Origin of the sequence: Leucobacter chromiireducens, assembly GCF_003917135.1 — a bacterium.
GTDB classification, from domain to species: domain Bacteria; phylum Actinomycetota; class Actinomycetes; order Actinomycetales; family Microbacteriaceae; genus Leucobacter; species Leucobacter chromiireducens_A.
The window spans coordinates 12540-29819 of the sequence record NZ_RPDI01000013.1 but is presented as its reverse complement, the minus strand read 5'-3'; the positions used below and the strand labels follow the sequence as shown (position 1 = coordinate 29819).

Here is a 17280-nt window from a genome sequence, read left to right as displayed (position 1 = left end):
GTCCGGCATACCGCTGTCGGACCGGGCCTCCGGGATAATGTGAGATATGACTGACACGGTAAAGATTCGTGGCCGCTCCTCCGCGGAGAAACGGCGTCCGTCCGTGTTCTGGCTGCTGGCCGGGCTCGTCCTGCCGCTGTGGTCGCTCATGGTGCGGTACCGCTTCACCCCGTCGTCGAAGCTGCCGCAGTCCGGCCCATTCATCGTTGCGCCGAACCACTACAGCGAGATCGACCCGATCGCGGTCGGTGCCGCGGTGTGGCACCTCGGCAGGCTGCCCCGGTTCATGGCCAAGGCGAGCCTCTTCCGCGTGCCCGTGTTCGGCTGGCTGCTGCGCGCGTCGGGGCAGATTCCGGTCGAGCGTGTTGGCGCGACGCGGCCGGGGGGCGGCGGCGCGAATCCCATTGGGGCTGCCTCGGAGCTGATCGCCCGTGATTCCGGGGTGATCGTCTACCCCGAGGGCACGCTGACCCGCGATCCCGAGCTGTGGCCCATGCGCGGCAAGAGCGGCGCGATCCGCCTCGCGCTCGAGTCGGGGATCCCGGTGATCCCGGTGGCGCACTGGGGCACGCAGGAGCTGATGCCGCGCTACGCGAAGCGCATCCACCCCTTCCCCAGGAAGACGATCCACGTGTCGGTCGGCGAGCCACTCGATCTCAGCAAGTACGCGAATCGCCCGGTCGATCAGCGCGTCGTCACCGAGGCGACGCGTGAGCTGATGGACGCGATCACCGCGCTGCTCGCCGAGCTGCGCGGCGAGCAGGCGCCGGCCGAGCGGTGGGATCCGAGCAAGCACCAGCAGAGTGAGACGGGACGATTTGAGTAGCGCAGCAACGACGGGGTCGATCGCGACCGTGTCGACACAGGCTCGGCGCAACCGCGGCCGCAAGGTCGCCGTGATCGGGGCGGGCAGTTGGGGGACCACCTTCGCGAAGGTGCTCACCGACGCCGGCTGCGACGTGACGATCTGGGCGCGACGCCCGGAGCTCGCGCAGGAGATCCAGGTTGCGAAGCGCAACACGCAGTACCTGCCCGGCATCAACCTGCCGAAGCGGCTCGCGGCGACGAGCGACCTGGCGACCGCGCTCCGCGGTGCGCGCCTCGTGTTCCTCGCGGTGCCGAGCCAGACGCTGCGGCAGAACCTCCTCGACCTCGAGCCGTACCTCGATCGGCGGAGCGTGCTCGTCAGCCTCGTGAAGGGGGTTGAGCGCTCCACCACGATGCGGATGTCCGAGGTGATCGCCGACACGCTGGACCTGCCTGCCGAGCGGATCGCCGCGGTCTCCGGGCCGAACATCGCCCTCGAGATCGCGAAGGAGCAGCCCACCGGTGCGGTGGCCTCCTGCGTGGACCTCAGCGTGGCGCAGGAGATCGCCACGGCGGCCTCCGCGCCGTACTTCCGCACCTACGTGAACACCGACGTGATCGGCACCGAGCTCGGCGGCGTGCTGAAGAACCTCATCGCCCTCGCCATCGGCATCGTCGATGGCGTCGGCTACGGCGAGAACACCAAGGCGGCCATCATCACCCGCGGGCTCGCGGAGATGACCGAGTTCGCGGTCGCGTCCGGCGCGGATGCCGCGACGCTGTCCGGGCTCGCCGGGCTCGGCGACCTGATCGCCACCTGCCAGTCGCCGCTGTCGCGCAACAACACGGCCGGCCGCCTCATCGGCCAGGGCTACTCGCAGGAGGAGACCAAGGAGCAGATGCAGCAGGTGGCCGAGGGCATCACCTCGGTGCCGCCGGTGCTGGAACTCGCGCGCGAGCGCGGCATCGTGATGCCCATCGTCGAGCAGGTGCAGATGGTGCTGAGCGGCACGATGGCGCCGGCGAACCTCGGGCCGCACCTCGCGACCGAGGACGATGTGCCGCGGCCCGAGCAGCGCCTCGACACGACCCAGCCGGGGCGTTGGCAGCGCTTCGTGAACCGTTTGAAGGGACCCCAGCATGACTGAGACTCCGGCCCCCACCGACGCCGCGACGGACACCGCGTCCGGCCGCCGCACCGTCGCGATCCTCTTCGGGGGACGCTCCAGCGAGCACGGCATCAGCTGTGTCACCGCGGCCGGCGTGCTGCGCTCGATCGACCGCGCGAAGTTTGACGTGATCCTCGTCGGCATGACGAAGCAGGGTGCCACCGTGCTCATGTGCGAGGACGACCTCGCCGACTACCGCCTCGAGGCCGGTGCGCTGCCCGAGGTGCGCGACAACGGGACGCGCGTGCTGTGGCCGGCCTCGACCGCGACGCGGGCGCTCACACTGATCGACCAGTCGGGCGCGCTGCGCAGCCTCGGCCACGTCGACGCCGTGCTGCCGATGCTGCACGGCCCGTACGGCGAGGACGGCACGGTGCAGGGCATGCTCGATCTCGTCGACATGCCGTACGTCGGCAGCGGCGTCCTGGGCTCCGCGCTCTGCATGGACAAGCACGCCGTCAAGGTGGTGCTCGCCGACGCGGGAATCGGCGTCGCACCGTGGCGCACGATCACGAAGGACCAGCTCGACGCTGATCCGTACCTGGCCGAGGGACTCGACGCCGGGCTGAGCTACCCGCTGTTCGTGAAGCCGGCACGCGCCGGGTCGAGCGTCGGCGTCAGCCGCGTCACGAGCGCCGCGGAGATCCCCGCCGCCCTCGACATCGCGTTCGCCGAAGACCGCACCGTGCTCATCGAGTCCGGGGTGACCGGTCGCGAGGTCGAGATCGCGGTGCTCGAGGGGCGCGGCGACGATGCGCCGCGGACGAGCTCGGTGATCGGCGAGATCGTATTCACCGGCCGCGACTTCTACGACTTCGAGGCGAAGTACCTGGGCGCCGCCGGCGTCGAGCTCGCGCTGCCAGCCGACGTCACCGAGGCCGAGTTCGTCGCGATCCGGGATGCCGCGGTGCGCGCGTACGAGGTGACGCAGTGCGCCGGCCACGCGCGCATCGACTTCTTCCTCACGGCGGACGGCCCCGTGCTGAACGAGATCAACACCCTGCCGGGGTTCACCCCGATCTCGATGTACCCGCGGCTCTGGGAGGAGTCCGGGCTCAGCTACACGGACCTCATCACGGAGCTGATCGAGCTCGCGATCGCGAAGCGCCCGGCGTACTAGGCCGCTGGAGCACTCGGCCGCCGGCTCACTTCTGCTTGGTGATGTCCAGGCTGTCGCTCAGGTCGAGGCACTGCCGCGTCTGTGGCAGCTCCTTCGCGACCGCGCTGAGGTCGACGGCAACCTCGGTGCCGGAGACCTGCTCGGAATCGACGAACACCGCGAGCCCGGGATCCCTGCCGTACGCCTCGAAGCGGTAGATCGGCGACGCTGACTCGTCGATCACCCAGTCGACGCCGTTCACGTTGACGCAGCTGTCGGTCGTCGGCCCGCTCGGCTCCACCCCGCACACGAGCTGCACGGCGACGTCGTCGCCCCACGCGCCCGTGCTCTGCGCGGTCGTGGCGCGCCGCTCCTCGCCGGCGACGGTCTGCGGCAGGCGCACGATCACGTCGGCGCACGCCGGGTTGTTGGCGTCCACCGCCGGGTCCATTGGCACGGTCCCCGCGCAGCCAGTGAGGAGCGTGGCGACGCCGCCGATCGCTGCGAGCACGGAGACGGCGCGGACAGAGTGGCGGCGGGAGAGCGTGTGCGAGATCACCCCATCAGCCTAGCTGGGGTAGTTTGAGAAGATGACGCAGACGGTGGGAGAGCTCGGCGAGCACGGGGTGTTGCGGCGGGTGCTCTCGCGGCTGAGCGAGGCCGAGGCCGACGCTGCGGCGCTCGGGCCCGGCGACGACGCTGCGGTGCTGCGTGTGCGCGGCGAACTCGTGGTGACCACCGACACCATGATCGAGGGGCCAGACTTCCGGGCGGCCTGGCACAGCGGTTTCGAGCTCGGCTGGAAGCTCGCTGCGACGAATCTCTCCGATGTCGCGGCGATGGGCGCGCGCCCGATGGCCCTGACCCTCGCCCTCGCGGTGCCGCGCGACACCCGGGTGGAGCTCCTCGAGCAGATCGCCGAGGGGATGTCGGCCGCGTGCCGCACGCTCGCGCCGGGCTGCGGCGTTGTCGGGGGAGACCTCGGCACCGCGCCCGTGATCACCGCGGCGGTGACGGCGCTCGGCGAGCTCGCCGGGGCGCCAGCGGTGACGCGCGCGGGGGCGCGGCCCGGCCATGTTGTGGCGTACGCCGGGGAGCTGGGGCTCGCCGGAATGGGCCTCTCGCTGCTGTTCGCGGAGGCGGCGGATGCCGCAGGCGTCGCCGTCGCCGGGCCCCTCGCTCGGCTCTGGGCGGAGCACCCCGAGATCCTGTCGGCGCAGCTCGCCCCGACCCCGCCGATTCCGCTCGGGATCGCTGCCGCGGCGGCGGGCGCGTCGGCGATGATGGACGTCTCGGATGCCCTGTCGATCGACGCGCACCGACTGGCGTCCGCGAGCGGTGTGGCGCTCCGACTCGACGCTGCGCGCCTGCGCGCCGGCTTTGGGGTGCAGCAGGGCGTCGCGGTGCCGGTGGAGGCGATGCTGAGCGGGGGCGAGGACCACGGGCTGCTCGCAACGTTCCCCGCTGCTGCCGCGGTGCCGCCCGGCTTCACGGTGATCGGCGAGGTCGCGGATCCGGAGCCGGCCGGTGTGTGGCTCGACGCGGAGGCGGTGCCACCGCGCGGCTGGGATCCGTACGTGGTGCGCTGGCCCGGCGCGTAGCGCGCGGAGTACAGTGGCCGGAGGGGCGGTGGTCGCCCCGGGCGGCAGCGCGCCGCGCCAGTGTGACGGGGGACACGATGAGCACGAATCCAGCACCGCAGATCTCGGTGTCCGGGCACGCCGAGCGGCGGCTTCCCGCCGACCGCGTTGAGTTGGCGCTCAGCACCTCGCACGTCGGGCCGGAGCGGAAGGCGGTCGTCGCTGCGGCTGCTGCCGAGCACGCGCGCCTGGTCGCTCGCGCGCAGGAGCTCGTGGCGAGCGGGGTGGCGGAGAGCTACCGCGCGGACGCGCTCTCGACGTACACGAACAGCTGGCGCGATGAGCACGGCGCGCAGATCGTTGAGCATCGCGCCTCGGTGAGCGTGTCGATCGAGCTCGTCGCGCTCGAGCAGGTGGGCGCGCTCACCACCGAACTCGCCGAGGGCGGCGTCGACCCGCGCCTGAGCTGGAAGCTCGGGGACGAGAGCCGCACGGCGGTGCTCCGCGAGCTGCGCGCGGAAGCGGTGGCCAACGCGCGGGAGACCGCCGGTGACTACGCCGCGGCGCTCGGGGTGTCGGAGCTCGCGCTCGTGCAGCTGCGCGACACCCAGCTGGGCGGCGGCACGTTCCCGGTCGGCTCGCCCCGCTTCGCGATGGCCGCGGACGCCGCGCCCACCGAGGTGAACGTGCAGGACATCGCGGTCTCCGTTGACGTTGAGGCGCACTTCACGGCGAACTAGCCGGGCGGTGCGCGAACCGCGCGGTGGGCTAGCTGCGCGGTGCGCCCGCCGCGCGGCGGCGGAACCGGACCGTGCTGGGCGGCTCCTCCCGGTAGGGCCGTCCGCGTGGGCCGACCCAGTGCGCAACGCCGCCCTCGCTCTGGCTGAGCTGCCACCCGCCGTGGTGCTTGAGCGTGTGGTGGCCGCGGCACAGGTGCGCGAGGTTCTGCGTGCTCGTCGCGCCGCCGAGCGCGGCGTCGACCGTGTGGTCGAGGTCGCAGCGCTGCGCGGGGACCATGCAGCCGGGCGCCCGGCAGTGGAGGTCGCGCATCGCGAGGAGGCGGCGCATCTCGGGGCTCGGCCGATACCGGTCGACCGCGAGCACCGAGCCGTCGCTGGTGACGTGCACGCGATTCCACACGCTCGCGGATCCCGCGAGGTCGCGCGCCGTGCCCGGATCGATCGGGCCGACCCCGAGGACCTCGGCGACGCCGCCGTGGTGTGCGGTGCTGCCCTGAATTCCGCGGGAAGACTCGCGATCCGCACCGCCGGGGAGCATGCGCGCCGGGACCACGACGTTGACGTGCGCCACGATGTCGCGCGCGGCGGCGAGCGTGTCGCCGGTGCGCCCGAGGAGGAGATCGCAGAGCGCGTCGGCCCGGCGGGTGTCGCGCGTCACGCGCGGGGCACCGGCGCAGGACGGCTCGCCCTGCGCCGCGCGCTCGGCCTCCCGCTCGGCGCGCTCGGCCTCCCGCGCGAGGCGGCTGAGGCGGTCGTGGATCGCGTGCGCGTCGACGGCGGGGAGCAGCGCAGTGAGGATCGCCATGCCGTCGCTATCGTCGGTGACGCGGACACTTCGCCGCTCACGCGCCTCCCGGTGCCGCTCGGCGAGTGGCGTCTCGGCGAGCTCGGCCGCGATGCGCCGCGCGATCGGCCGGAGCCGCTGCGGCGGCGCGTGCGTTGCGACCTCGAGGACCTCGCGTTCGTAGCGGCCGCGCAGCGGCGTATCGCGCTCCGGGGAACCCGTCGTGAGGACGCCGCCCTCCGCGAGGATGACCTGCAGGTGATCGAGCGAGATCCCGCCGGTGCCGAGCGTTGCGAGCGTGTCGGCGTACTGGTCCTCGGCGACGGCGGCCGTGTCGAGCATGCGCTCGGCCAGGTGCTCGCTCGTGCTGAGCGCCGCGGCGAGCTCGAGGCGGAGCGAGCGGAACGCGATCATGCGCGCGTGCGCCGCGGTTGCACCGGGCGCCTGGCCAGGGATCGCTGCCGCGCGGAGCCGCGCAAGCACGCGGAGCCTTGCCGCGTCCGCCGCCCGGCGCGCGTGTTCGAGGGTGTCGAGCTCGGCGAACGCCGCATCGACCGCGACCACGGCCTCGGCGAGCGGTGGCTGTGCCGGCTGCGAAGGCTGCGTCGGCTGTGCAGGCTGCGCTGGCTCTGCCGGCTGTGCCGGCTCGGGGTGCCGCGCCCGCCCGGGAGGAGGCGCTGGTGGTGTGGCTGGGGTCCCTCCGTTGGTGTCCATGCTGCTATTCACTCATGGACCACCGACATTCGCGGGGGCGGGGCGAACGGCCCTGATCCCGCACGAGAAGCAGCTCAGCGCGGCGTGTCGCCAGCGAGCACGCTGAGCGCCGCCCACAGCTCGGCGCGCGCCGTTGGGGAGTCGAGGTCCAGCTGCAGGAGGCTCGCCGCGGTCTGCACGCGCGCCTTCAGCGTGTGCCGGTGGACGCCGAGTTCGGTCGCGGCCGGGCTCGTCTGCCCGTGGTGTGCGAGCCAGGTGGTGAGGCTCTCCTCGATGCGATCGTCGTGCCGCTCGTCGTGGTGGCGCACCGGCGCGAGGAGCGCTGCGGCCCGCGCCGCGGCCTCCGGCTGCGCTGCGAGCAGGCGCAGGATGCCGCCGTGCAGCTCAGGGCGGTAGTCGACGGGCACCTCCGCGTCGGATCCGAGCGCCGCCTCGAGCGCCCGGTCGGCCTGCCCGACGAGCTCGCTCAGGCCGATCACACCGCTCAGTGTGCCGCGCTCGGAGATGCCGGCCGGCAGCCGGTGGGCGACGAGCAGCCGCTTCACGGCGGGGAGGTGCCTGGTCTCCGTGACGATGAGCGGCGCGTCCTCGTACAGCGCGCCGATGAGCCCGGGGCTGCCGGCGTCGAGCGAGGAAAGATCCTCGGCGAAGCTCGGATCCGGCTCGCTCGGGCCCCGGTAGCGCACCGCGGCAACCGCGCCGCTCGGGATCCGGATCAGCGCCCCCTCGGAGAGTCGCTCCGCGAGCGCGAACTGCTGGGCGACGAGGAGCTGCAGGATCGCCCCGCGCAGCGAGGCCTGCGCCGCGTCCATGCCGCTGCGGTGCTCCAGCTGCACGGTCGCGAGGGCCCCGACGAGGCCAAGGAGCGTGCGCTCCGCGTTGTCCGCGACCCCGCGATCCTCGACCACGAGCACGCCGAGCACCTGGCCCTGCCTGCCAAGGGCCTGCATCTGGAGCCCGGCCCCGCTCGCCGCCCCGCCGATGCGCCCGGCGCTCAGCCCGCGCGAGATGAGGTGGCGTGTCTCGCGCTGGATCCACTCCGCGCGTGCCGCCGAGCGCTCCGTCTGCGGTGCGAACTCCACGAGCCTGCCCGAGCGATCGGTCACCCCCACCCACTTGCCGAGTCGCGCAGCGGCCTCGCGCACGGCGGCCCCGAGCCCGTCACGGTGCAGCGACGCCGCGGTGACCGCGCGCTGGGACTCGATCGCCCAGATGTCGCGGTCGCGCGTGTGCGCGTCGAGGAGCCGGGCCGCGGTCTGCACGATCTCGATGAATGCGGTGTCGTACGGCACGCGGAAGAGGGGGAGGCCGAGCCGGTCGCACGCCGCGACGATGGGGGCTGGCACGCGATCCCAGTGGAGGCCGATCGCCACGCCGAGCGCGGTCACGCCCGCCGCGAGGAGCCCGGCAACGTACGCGTCGGCGTCGGCCTGCACCTGCACGGTGTCGAAGCGCGCTCCGGTGGTGAGGAGCACGGTGCGCGGAGTGAGAAACGGCGTTGGATCCTCGAGCTCGCTCACGTGCACCCACTGCACCGGGCGGCTCGCGGTCGCCTCGTCGGTGCCCGCGATGAGCACGAGACCGAGCTGGTACTGGTGGAGGAGTTCGCCGAGCTCGATGGTGGGTCGCTGCGGGCTCGCATCGCCGAGCCTCGACTGTTCGAGCTGCATGAACGGCTCCTTTCCCTGCAGGGATCCCGCGCTGCCAGTGTGTCGAAAGCCGGTCTCTACCATCGCCATTCTGGCACATTGTTCGGTGGGGCGTTGCCGTTATGCTGAACCCGAATCGTTTGGATGCGCCGGCGGCATGCCGCCAGCGCGACAGTCACGCAAGGAGAAACACTCATGGTCGATGTCATCGGCGGCCCCTCGCTTCCGCAGGAGCGCAAGCTCGTCACCAGCATCCCCGGCCCGAAGTCGCAGGAGCTGCTCGGACGCAAGAACGCTGCGGTTGCCGCTGGTGTCGGCGTGGCGCTCCCCGTCTCGATCGTCGCGGCCGGTGGCGGCGTCATGGTCGACGCGGACGGCAACTCGCTCATCGACCTCGGCTCCGGCATCGCCGTGACCGGTGTCGGCAACTCGGCCCCCGCCGTGGTCGAGGCCGTGACCAACCAGGTGCAGCAGTTCACGCACACCTGCTTCACGGTCACCCCCTACGAGGGCTACGTGCAGGTCGCTGAGAAGCTCAACGCACTCACCCCCGGCGACCACGAGAAGCGCTCGGCGCTCTTCAACTCGGGCGCAGAGGCGGTCGAGAACGCGATCAAGATCGCGCGCCACTACACCAAGAAGAACGGCGTCGTCGTCTTCGATCACGCCTACCACGGCCGCACCAACCTCACCATGGGCATGACGGCGAAGAACATGCCGTACAAGGACGGCTTCGGTCCCTTCGCCCCCGAGATCACGCGCGTCGCGACCTCCTACCCCTTCCGTGATGGGCTCTCCGGCGCCGAGGCAGCCAAGGTTGCGCTGACCCAGATCGAGAAGCAGGTGGGCGCGGCCAACCTCGCCGCGATCATCATCGAGCCCATCCAGGGTGAGGGCGGCTTCATCGCCCCCGCCGAGGGCTTCCTCCCCGCGCTGCAGGAGTGGGCGACCGCCAACGGCGTCGTCTTCATCCTCGACGAGGTGCAGACCGGCTTCGCGCGTACCGGCGATCTGTTCGCCGCGAACCACGAGGGCGTCGTGCCGGATCTCGTCACCACGGCCAAGGGCATCGCTGGCGGCCTGCCGCTGTCGGCCGTGACCGGCCGCGCCGAGATCATGGACTCCGCGCACGCCGGCGGCCTGGGCGGCACCTACGCCGGCAGCCCGATCGCGTGTGCGGCTGCGCTCGCGACGATCGACACCTACGAGAAGGAGAACCTCGCGGCACGTGCGCGCGAGATCGGTGCGATCATCACCGAGTTCTTCACCGAGCTGCAGAAGACCGACGCGCGCATTGGCGACATCCGTGGCCGTGGTGCGATGATGGCTGTTGAGTTCGTCGAGTCGGGCAGCAAGACGCCCGCCGCCGCGCTCACGAGCGCGATCGCGAAGCACGCCGCAGACGAGGGCGTTATCCTCCTCACCTGCGGGACCTACGGCAACGTTGTCCGCTTCCTCCCGCCGCTCTCGATCTCCGACGAGCTGCTCCGCGAGGGCCTCCAGATCGTCGCAGACGCTCTCGCGGCCAACGCCTAAGTCATCACGAAAGGGCACTAGATTATGGCTTTGAAGCCCAACGAGCAGGAACTGCTCGACCGCGTCCAGTCCGGCCTCGGCATCGGCGGCACGTGGGAGCCCGCGACCTCCGGCGCGACGCTCGACGTCCACGATCCCGCGACCGGCGAGGTCATCAAGTCGATCGCTGACGCGACCGTCGAGGACGCCGTGCGCGCGCTCGACGCCGCGGTTGCCGCGCAGGAGAGCTGGGCCGCGACCCCCGCTCGCGTGCGCTCCAACATCCTGCGCCGCACCTTCGATCTCCTCATGGAGCGCAAGGAAGAGTTCGCGCTGCTCATGAGCATGGAGATGGGCAAGCCCATCGCCGAGGCTCGTGGCGAGGTGAACTACGGCGGCGAGTTCCTGCGCTGGTTCTCCGAGGAGGCCGTCCGCGTGCGCGGCGACTACCGGCAGAACCCCGAGGGAACGGGCAACATGCTCGTCTCGCACATCCCGGTGGGACCCTGCTACTTCATCACCCCGTGGAACTTCCCGCTCGCGATGGCCACGCGCAAGATCGCTCCGGCACTCGCGGCCGGCTGCACCGTGGTGATCAAGCCGGCAGCGCTCACGCCGCTCACCACGATCTTCTTCGCGCAGCTGCTCGAAGAGGCCGGCCTCCCCGCCGGTGTGGTGAACGTCGTCGCGACGTCGAAGTCGAGCGCGCAGTCGAGCGCGATCCTCTCGGATCCGCGCCTGCGCAAGCTCAGCTTCACCGGCTCGACGCCCGTTGGTGTGAAGCTGCTCGAGGCTGCGGCGCAGAACGTGCTCCGCACCTCGATGGAGCTCGGCGGCAACGCGCCGTTCATCGTGTTCGAAGACGCTGACCTCGACCGCGCGGTCGAGGGCGCGATGCTCGCGAAGTTCCGCAACATCGGCCAGGCGTGCACCGCGGCGAACCGCGTCATCGTGCACGAGTCGGTCGCCGATGAGTTCGTGCGTCGCGTGAGCGAGAAGGTTGCCGCATTCTCGGTCGGCCGCGGCGCCGAGGAAGGCTTCGACATCGGGGCGCTCGTCGACGACAAGGCCGTGGCCAACACCGCGCGCCTCGTGCAGGACGCCGTGGACACCGGCGCGACCGTCGTGACCGGCGGCGAGGCGATCGACGGCCCGGGCAACTTCTTCCAGCCCACCGTCGTCGATCACCTGACCCCGCAGTCGGCGATCATGCGCGAGGAGATCTTCGGACCCCTGCTCGGTGTGATCCGCTTCTCGACCGAGGACGAGGCCGTCGAGATCGCCAACAACACCGAGTACGGCCTGATCAGCTACGTGTTCACGGAGAACATCCACCGTGGGCACCGCATGATCGAGAAGCTCGAGAGCGGCATGATGGGCCTCAACACCGGGCTCGTCTCGAACGCTGCTGCGCCCTTCGGCGGCCTGAAGCAGTCGGGCCTCGGCCGCGAGGGCGGCTTCGAGGGCATCCACGAGTTCCTCTCGTCGAAGTACACCCTGCTGCCGCGCTAACCGCGCAGTGGCACATGGCGGGCCCCGGGATCAGCTGATCCCGGGGCCCGCTGTGCGTGTGTCGGGTGCGGCGATTGTCCGGGCCCAGCGCCCGGCAATCAGGGTGCCGGCCGCTCAGCCGAGCTCGGCCCGCACCTCCGCGAGGCGCGCACCCACCTCGGCGACGCGCGCGGCAGAGATCCCGCTCGCGGCCGCGAACTCCGGCCATCGCGCCACCGCGTCGGCGACCTCCGCGAGGATTCCGCGCGCGCCGGGAACGCCGAACTGGTCCGCGAGCGTGAGGAGATCCCGCTCGGTGATCCGCTCGAAGCGCCCGTTCACCGACATGAGGTGCTGGCGCAGCCACACGCTCGTCGGACTGTACGCGAACGTGAGATCGTACGCGGGGGAGAGCTGCCACACGCCATCACGCGTCATGGTGAACGCGTGGTTCTTCGTGTGGTCGTCGTTGTTCGCTGCGATCACGTTGAAGCAGGCGCGGCGGAATAGCTGTTCGCCAGCGTCGATCCCGAGCTCCTCGGCGACGAGGAAGAGCGTCGCGTAGTCGTGCGTGCCGAGCGCGTTGAAGTCTGCGCCAGCGAGCGCGCAGAGCGACTGCATGTGCAGCCGGTCGCCGTCGGTCCCTGGCCGGTCGAATCGCCTGGTCATGAAGTGCGCACGCCCGCCCTCTTCGAGCAGGCGGCACTCGGCCATGTCGATGCCGGCAGCGCCAGCCATGCGCGCGTACGCGTACTCAGTGCGGCCATACTCCCCGGTGGTGCCGAGCTGCGCGTCGGCGCCGACGCCGTCGAACTTCAGGAGCCACTGCTCGAACCCCGGTGGGGCTGCGATGCCGCCAGCACGGAGCTCGTTGCTCTCCCGATTCCACGCGATGATCGCCTTCGGTCGCGCGCCGCCGGCGGAACTGCCCACCTGCAGGAGATCGTTCACCGCGGTGGTGCGCGCGTCGGGGTCGAGCGAGCCGTGCACCGCCGCGCGCGCCGCCTCGACGAGCTGGGCGAGCTCGAGCGAGGACGCGGCGTCGCCAGGCGACTGCGCCGGGTGGAACGTGAGCGCGCCGAGCGCACGCTCCCCGACATAGGCCAGCCGGTCGATGGGGCGGACCTCGCTCGGCAGAATGCCCTGCCTGGCGAGCGCGGCCGCGATCACCGAGTTGCCGAAGCGATCAGGTGCAGCGTCCGCGATGAGCGGCGGGAGTCCGTGGAAGGTCTCGCGCGGCAGCTCGGGGAACGTCCAGATCCTGCCGCGCGGGGTCGTCGGCATGAGGAGCGGCGCGAGCTCGCGATCCCGCCATCCCGGGGCATACTCGAATGCCGCGACTCCGCCGCGCCCGCTGGAGAGCGCCCCGACGGTCTCGCCCCACGCGCGCACCTCCAGCACGTCGACGCGCGTGAACGTCATGCGTCAGCGCTCCGGGGCTCGGCGATCCCGCGCTGCCGGGTCACGCCGCGCTGCTGGGGGACGCCGCGCTCGCGCTCGCGCTGTTCGCGGAGCAACGACATGGGGCTCGGGCCAGGATCCGGTGCGAGCGCATCGAGCCAGTCGCTGCGGCCGAGCGCGCGCACGACGCGGATCAGGGTGGCGAGGCTGGATCCCTCGCCGCGCTCAAGCGCGCTCACCGAGTTGCGGTTGACGTTCGCGCGCCGCGCAAGCTCGGCCTGCGACCACTGCTCGCCCCGCCGCGCGCGCCGCACCTGCTCACCGAGGTGGGCTTCCCACCGCTCGGTGGTCCACCTCCTCGTGACTAAATTATTAGGCATATCTCAAGGATACGCGCATTTTGCCTAGTTTTCTAGGCGGGGTCGAGTTCCGACCACCAGAGCGCCGTCTCGCCGTAGCGCTTCTCTCGCACCGGCGTGAGCCCGCTCGGCAGCGTCGGCTCCGGGCTGCGGGAGCTGCGCTCGACGAGCACCGCCGCCGCTGGTGCGAGGAGCGGCAGGAGCGCCGTGAGGTTGCCGGTCAGCTCCTCCTCGCCAAGGTCGTACGGGGGATCGAGCAGCGCGACATCCCACCGCGCGTGCTCACCGCGCGCCGCGGCGTCCTCGAGGTAGGCCTGCACGGACTGCCTGGCGACGGTGATCTCCGGCGCATCGCCCGCGCGGAACGCGCCCTGCACGGTGCGCACGTTCCCCGCGGCCACCTGCGCCGCTGGCGCGTGCTTCTCGACGAGGGTGACGCGCAGCGCCCCGCGGCTCGCCGCCTCCAGGCCGAGCGCCCCGGATCCCGCGTACAGGTCGAGCACGCGTGAGCCGCGCACGAGGTCCCACGACTCGAGCGTCGAGAAGATCGCTTCGCGCACGCGATCGCTCGTCGGCCGGGTCCCCGATTTCGGGACGGCGAGTCGGAGCGATCCCGCCGCCCCCGCAATGATTCTGGTCACCCTCCGAGGGTAGCGCGGACTCGGCCTTCCGCGGTGAGCGTCGGTGGCCCCCGCTACGCTGGAGGCATGTCCCAGGTCACGCTCGAGACGAACCTCGCAGGCGTCGTCGGCGCGCGCACCGCGAAGCCGCTGGAGAAGTCGTTCGGCATGCAGACCGTCGGCGATCTCGTGCTGCACGTGCCGCGTCGGTACTCGCGCCGCGGCGAGCTCACCCCGCTGTCCGGCCTGCCGCTCGGGGAGCAGATCACCGTGGTCGCCCAGGTCCTCGACGTGCGCACCCGCGTCATGCAGCGCCGCCGCGGCAGCATCCTCGAGGTGCGCATCACCGACGGCACCGGATCGCTGACCCTCACGTTCTTCAACCAGGAGTGGCGCAGCAAGGAGCTCATCGCCGGTCGCCGCGGGATCTTCGCCGGCAAAGTGAGCGAGTACCGCGGCCAGCTGCAACTGCAGCACCCGGAGTACGAGCTGTTCGACAACCGCGACGACGCGCCGGGCGGCGAGCAGCTGGACGAGGCCGCGGCGAAGGCGTGGGCGGACACGCCGGTGCCGATCTACCCGGCGACCGCGCAGGTGCCGAGCTGGACGCTGCAGCGCACCGTCGAGCTGGTGCTCGACGCGCTCGACCCGATCCCGGATCCGCTGCCGCACGCGCTCGTGCAGCGCGAGGGCATCATGCCGCTGCACCGCGCGATCGAGCTGGTGCATCGGCCGCAGCACGACGCCGACTGGCGCGGCGCGCAGCAGAGCCTGCGCTTTCGCGAGGCGTTCGAGCTGCAGCTCGCGCTCCTCGATCGCCGCCGGCGCGCCGCGGCGGCCGAGACCACCCCGCGCCCAGCCGGCGGCGAGGAGCTCGCGCAGTTCGACGCTGCCCTCCCGTTCGAGTTGACGGGGGATCAGCGCCTCGCCGGCGCCGCGATCGCGGCCGACCTCGCGCAGCCGCACCCCATGCACCGCCTGCTGCAGGGCGAGGTGGGTTCCGGCAAAACGCTCGTCGCGCTGCGCGCCATGCTGCAGGTCGCCGGCAGCGCCGGGCAGAGCGCCCTGCTCGCCCCAACCGAGGTGCTCGCCGCGCAGCACTACCGCTCGATCTGCGAGGCGCTCGGCCCCGAGCTCACCGAGCGCATCGGCCCCGTGCTCCTCACGGGGCGCATGCCCGCGGCCGAGCGCAAGCGCACGCTGCTCGCGATCGCGGCGGGTGCCGCGCGGATCGTGGTCGGAACGCACGCCCTGCTCGGCGACGCGGTGATGTTCGCCGACCTGGGCCTTGTCGTGGTCGACGAGCAGCACCGCTTCGGCGTGGAACAGCGGGAGACGCTGCGGCAGAAGGGTGCGCAGCCGCACGTGCTCGCGATGACCGCGACCCCGATCCCGCGCACCGTCGCGCTCACCGCGTTCGGTGACCTCGAGGTCACGACGATCCGGGAGCTGCCGCCCGGCCGGCTCGGCATCGAGACCTTCCCGGTCCCGGAGCTGGAGCTGCCGGCGCGCGCCGCGAGGGTGTGGGCGCGCGCGGTCGAAGACATCGCCGCCGGGCGGCAGGTGTACGTCGTGTGCCCGGCAATCGCGCCAGGGGAGATCGAGGCCGGCGAGGAGCTCGCGGCCGAGGGCGACGGCGCTGCGGCGCCCGCGGCGGGTCTCGCCGGCGCTGCGCAGGGGAGCGCCGCGCCGCGCCGCCCGATCGCCAACGTCGCCGACACCGTCGCGGAGCTCCGCGCGCGCGAGGACTTTGCTGGCATCGCCATCGCCGGGCTGCACGGCGGCATGCCGGGCCCCGAGAAGGACCAGGTGATGCGCGCCTTCGCGGAGGGCAGCGTGCAGTTGCTCGTCGCGACGACCGTGATCGAGGTCGGCGTGAACGTGCCGAACGCCACGATCATGATCGTGCGCGACGCCGACCGCTTCGGCATCTCGCAACTGCACCAGTTGCGCGGGCGCGTCGGTCGTGGTGCGCACGCCGGCCTCTGTCTCCTCATGACCACCGCGGAGCAGGGGTCCATCGCCCGCGAGCGCATCGAGGCGATCGCGGGGACCTCGGACGGCTTCGCGCTCGCGGAGATCGACCTGGAGCTCCGCAGGGAGGGCGACATCCTCGGCACCGAGCAGTCGGGCGGTCGTTCAACGCTCCGGCTCCTCCGCGTGGTGGATCACGGGGAGCTCATCGCGCACGCGCGCGACCTCGCAGCCGAGCTCCTCGCGGCGGATCCCGCGCTCGACACGGCCCCCGGCCTCGCCGCGATCCTTGCGACCGAGCGCGAAACCCGGCTCCTGGACAACCTCGCGAAGTCGTAGCCGGCACAAAGCTTCATACCTCGGTACCATCCTGCGCGGCACTTCTGGCTGATGCGGCAGGACATTCGGCCGCCTACCGTGGAAACATCGCCGGGATTCCGGCACCAGTTTTCAAGGAGGCACCATGATCGAGGCACGCGGCCTGAGTAAGCGCTACGGCAGCAAGACCGCCGTTGATGACGTGAGCTTCACGATCCAGCCCGGGCAGGTCACCGGGTTTCTCGGCCCGAACGGCGCGGGGAAGTCGACCAGCATGCGGCTCATGGTGGGGCTCGACCGGCCAACCGGCGGCACCGTCACGATCCACGGGCGCAAGTACGCGGATCTGCCGGCCCCGCTCCACGAGGTGGGTGCCCTGCTCGACGCGAAGGGCGTGCACCCCGGGCGCAGCGCGCGCAGCCACCTCAGGGCACTCGCCGCGACGCACCGCATCCCCGAGCGCCGCGTGCACGAGGTGCTGGAGCAGACCGGGCTCGGCGCGGTCGCGAACAAGCGGGTCGGCGGCTTCTCGCTCGGCATGGGGCAGCGGCTCGGCATCGCGGCGGCGCTGCTCGGCGACCCCCGCGTGCTGATCCTCGACGAGCCGGTCAACGGCCTCGACCCGGACGGCGTCCTGTGGGTGCGCCAGCTCGTGCGCCACCTCGCGAGCGAGGGCCGCACCGTGCTGCTCTCGAGCCACCTCATGAGCGAGATGGCGCAGACCGCCGACCACGTGATCGTGCTCGGCCGGGGCCGCGTGGTCGCCGACGCACCGATCGCCGAGTTCGTGTCGGCCGGGCGGCAGCAGCGCGTCACCGTGCGCAGCCCCGAGGCGGCGCGGCTCGCGTCACTCGTCATGTCGGTTCCCGGCTCCACCGCGACGCTCGAGCCCGCCGGCGAGGAGGCGTTCACCGTCTCCGGGCTTGGCGCGCCAGAGATCGGCGCGCTCGCGGCGGCCAACGGCATCGTGCTCCACGAGCTCAGCCCCGTCGCCGCCAGCCTCGAGGACGCCTACCTCGACCTCACACGTACCGAGCTCGAGTACGCGACCGCGTAGCTC

At 71.9% G+C, this 17280-nt stretch carries 15 protein-coding genes; 9 read left to right on the top strand and 6 right to left on the bottom strand.

Annotation, left to right across the window (positions count from 1 at the left end):
- The first annotated feature begins 46 nt into the window (after positions 1–46).
- The 3 genes from EGM46_RS07950 to EGM46_RS07940 are packed head-to-tail and all read left to right on the top strand — an operon-like array spanning position 47 to position 3096.
- On the top strand, positions 47–826 hold the full coding sequence (locus EGM46_RS07950) for a lysophospholipid acyltransferase family protein (protein WP_125099627.1): 780 nt from the start codon (positions 47–49) through the stop codon (positions 824–826).
- Positions 827–854: 28 nt separating this feature from the next.
- Positions 855–1955, top strand: a complete 1101-nt coding sequence (locus tag EGM46_RS07945) for an NAD(P)H-dependent glycerol-3-phosphate dehydrogenase (RefSeq protein WP_125099674.1) — start codon at positions 855–857, stop codon at positions 1953–1955.
- On the top strand, positions 1948–3096 hold the full coding sequence (locus EGM46_RS07940) for a D-alanine--D-alanine ligase family protein (protein WP_125099626.1): 1149 nt from the start codon (positions 1948–1950) through the stop codon (positions 3094–3096). The genes EGM46_RS07945 and EGM46_RS07940 overlap by 8 nt, the downstream gene beginning before the upstream one ends.
- A 25-nt stretch (positions 3097–3121) precedes the next feature.
- Here the strand turns inward: EGM46_RS07940 and EGM46_RS07935 are convergent, their stop codons facing one another.
- Positions 3122–3634, bottom strand: a complete 513-nt coding sequence (locus EGM46_RS07935; RefSeq protein ID WP_241156242.1) for a DUF3515 family protein — start codon at positions 3632–3634, stop codon at positions 3122–3124.
- Positions 3635–3665: 31 nt separating this feature from the next.
- Between EGM46_RS07935 and thiL the strand changes: the two genes are divergently transcribed.
- Positions 3666–4676 carry a thiamine-phosphate kinase gene (thiL, locus tag EGM46_RS07930; RefSeq protein WP_125099625.1) on the top strand — a complete coding sequence of 337 codons (1011 nt, stop codon included), beginning with the start codon at positions 3666–3668 and terminating at the stop codon, positions 4674–4676.
- 77 nt (positions 4677–4753) lie between these two features.
- A complete protein-coding gene (locus tag EGM46_RS07925; protein WP_125099624.1) occupies positions 4754–5395 on the top strand; it encodes an SIMPL domain-containing protein in 642 nt (213 codons plus the stop codon).
- A gap of 28 nt (positions 5396–5423) precedes the next feature.
- On the opposite strand, the gene EGM46_RS07920 is transcribed toward EGM46_RS07925, so the two are convergent.
- Entirely contained in the window at positions 5424–6893 is a 1470-nt protein-coding gene (locus EGM46_RS07920) for an HNH endonuclease signature motif containing protein (protein WP_125099623.1), read from the bottom strand.
- A 74-nt stretch (positions 6894–6967) separates the two neighbouring features.
- Positions 6968–8563 carry a PucR family transcriptional regulator gene (locus EGM46_RS07915; protein ID WP_125099622.1) on the bottom strand — a complete coding sequence of 532 codons (1596 nt, stop codon included), beginning with the start codon at positions 8561–8563 and terminating at the stop codon, positions 6968–6970.
- A gap of 174 nt (positions 8564–8737) precedes the next feature.
- Between EGM46_RS07915 and gabT the strand changes: the two genes are divergently transcribed.
- Together gabT and EGM46_RS07905 are read left to right on the top strand one after the other, a co-directional pair.
- Positions 8738–10078: a 4-aminobutyrate--2-oxoglutarate transaminase gene (gene gabT, locus EGM46_RS07910; RefSeq protein ID WP_125099621.1), complete on the top strand. Its 1341-nt coding sequence runs from the start codon at positions 8738–8740 to the stop codon at positions 10076–10078.
- 24 nt (positions 10079–10102) lie between these two features.
- A complete protein-coding gene (locus tag EGM46_RS07905) occupies positions 10103–11569 on the top strand; it encodes an NAD-dependent succinate-semialdehyde dehydrogenase (RefSeq protein WP_125099620.1) in 1467 nt (488 codons plus the stop codon).
- A 114-nt stretch (positions 11570–11683) separates the two neighbouring features.
- On the opposite strand, the gene EGM46_RS07900 is transcribed toward EGM46_RS07905, so the two are convergent.
- Genes EGM46_RS07900 through rsmD form a run of 3 tightly spaced genes read right to left on the bottom strand, consistent with a single transcriptional unit; the run spans position 11684 to position 13949 of the window.
- Entirely contained in the window at positions 11684–12970 is a 1287-nt protein-coding gene (locus EGM46_RS07900) for a type II toxin-antitoxin system HipA family toxin (protein WP_125099619.1), read from the bottom strand.
- The gene (locus EGM46_RS07895; RefSeq protein ID WP_125099618.1) at positions 12967–13329 is read right to left on the bottom strand and encodes a helix-turn-helix transcriptional regulator; all 363 of its coding nucleotides are present in this window, start codon (positions 13327–13329) and stop codon (positions 12967–12969) included. Before EGM46_RS07895 ends, EGM46_RS07900 begins: the two co-directional genes overlap by 4 nt.
- Before the next feature lie 32 nt (positions 13330–13361).
- Positions 13362–13949: a 16S rRNA (guanine(966)-N(2))-methyltransferase RsmD gene (rsmD, locus tag EGM46_RS07890; protein WP_125099617.1), complete on the bottom strand. Its 588-nt coding sequence runs from the start codon at positions 13947–13949 to the stop codon at positions 13362–13364.
- Positions 13950–14015: 66 nt separating this feature from the next.
- On the opposite strand from rsmD, the gene EGM46_RS07885 reads away from it, so the two are divergent.
- Both EGM46_RS07885 and EGM46_RS07880 read left to right on the top strand, forming a co-directional pair.
- Positions 14016–16241 carry an ATP-dependent DNA helicase RecG gene (locus tag EGM46_RS07885; protein WP_125099616.1) on the top strand — a complete coding sequence of 742 codons (2226 nt, stop codon included), beginning with the start codon at positions 14016–14018 and terminating at the stop codon, positions 16239–16241.
- A gap of 124 nt (positions 16242–16365) precedes the next feature.
- Entirely contained in the window at positions 16366–17277 is a 912-nt protein-coding gene (locus EGM46_RS07880; RefSeq protein ID WP_125099615.1) for an ABC transporter ATP-binding protein, read from the top strand.
- The last annotated feature ends 3 nt before the right edge of the window (positions 17278–17280 follow it).

Bases quoted from the DNA above. Each gene is read 5' to 3' on its own strand.
- EGM46_RS07950 (WP_125099627.1), top strand. From the start codon at position 47: ATGACTGACACGGTAAAGATTCGTGGCCGCTCCTCCGCGGAGAAACGG.
- EGM46_RS07940 (WP_125099626.1), top strand. From the start codon at position 1,948: ATGACTGAGACTCCGGCCCCCACCGACGCCGCGACGGACACCGCGTCC.
- thiL (WP_125099625.1), top strand. From the start codon at position 3,666: ATGACGCAGACGGTGGGAGAGCTCGGCGAGCACGGGGTGTTGCGGCGG.
- EGM46_RS07925 (WP_125099624.1), top strand. From the start codon at position 4,754: ATGAGCACGAATCCAGCACCGCAGATCTCGGTGTCCGGGCACGCCGAG.
- EGM46_RS07920 (WP_125099623.1), bottom strand. From the start codon at position 6,893: ATGGACACCAACGGAGGGACCCCAGCCACACCACCAGCGCCTCCTCCC.
- EGM46_RS07915 (WP_125099622.1), bottom strand. From the start codon at position 8,563: ATGCAGCTCGAACAGTCGAGGCTCGGCGATGCGAGCCCGCAGCGACCC.
- gabT (WP_125099621.1), top strand. From the start codon at position 8,738: ATGGTCGATGTCATCGGCGGCCCCTCGCTTCCGCAGGAGCGCAAGCTC.
- EGM46_RS07905 (WP_125099620.1), top strand. From the start codon at position 10,103: ATGGCTTTGAAGCCCAACGAGCAGGAACTGCTCGACCGCGTCCAGTCC.
- EGM46_RS07900 (WP_125099619.1), bottom strand. From the start codon at position 12,970: ATGACGTTCACGCGCGTCGACGTGCTGGAGGTGCGCGCGTGGGGCGAG.
- EGM46_RS07895 (WP_125099618.1), bottom strand. From the start codon at position 13,329: ATGCCTAATAATTTAGTCACGAGGAGGTGGACCACCGAGCGGTGGGAA.
- EGM46_RS07885 (WP_125099616.1), top strand. From the start codon at position 14,016: ATGTCCCAGGTCACGCTCGAGACGAACCTCGCAGGCGTCGTCGGCGCG.
- EGM46_RS07880 (WP_125099615.1), top strand. From the start codon at position 16,366: ATGATCGAGGCACGCGGCCTGAGTAAGCGCTACGGCAGCAAGACCGCC.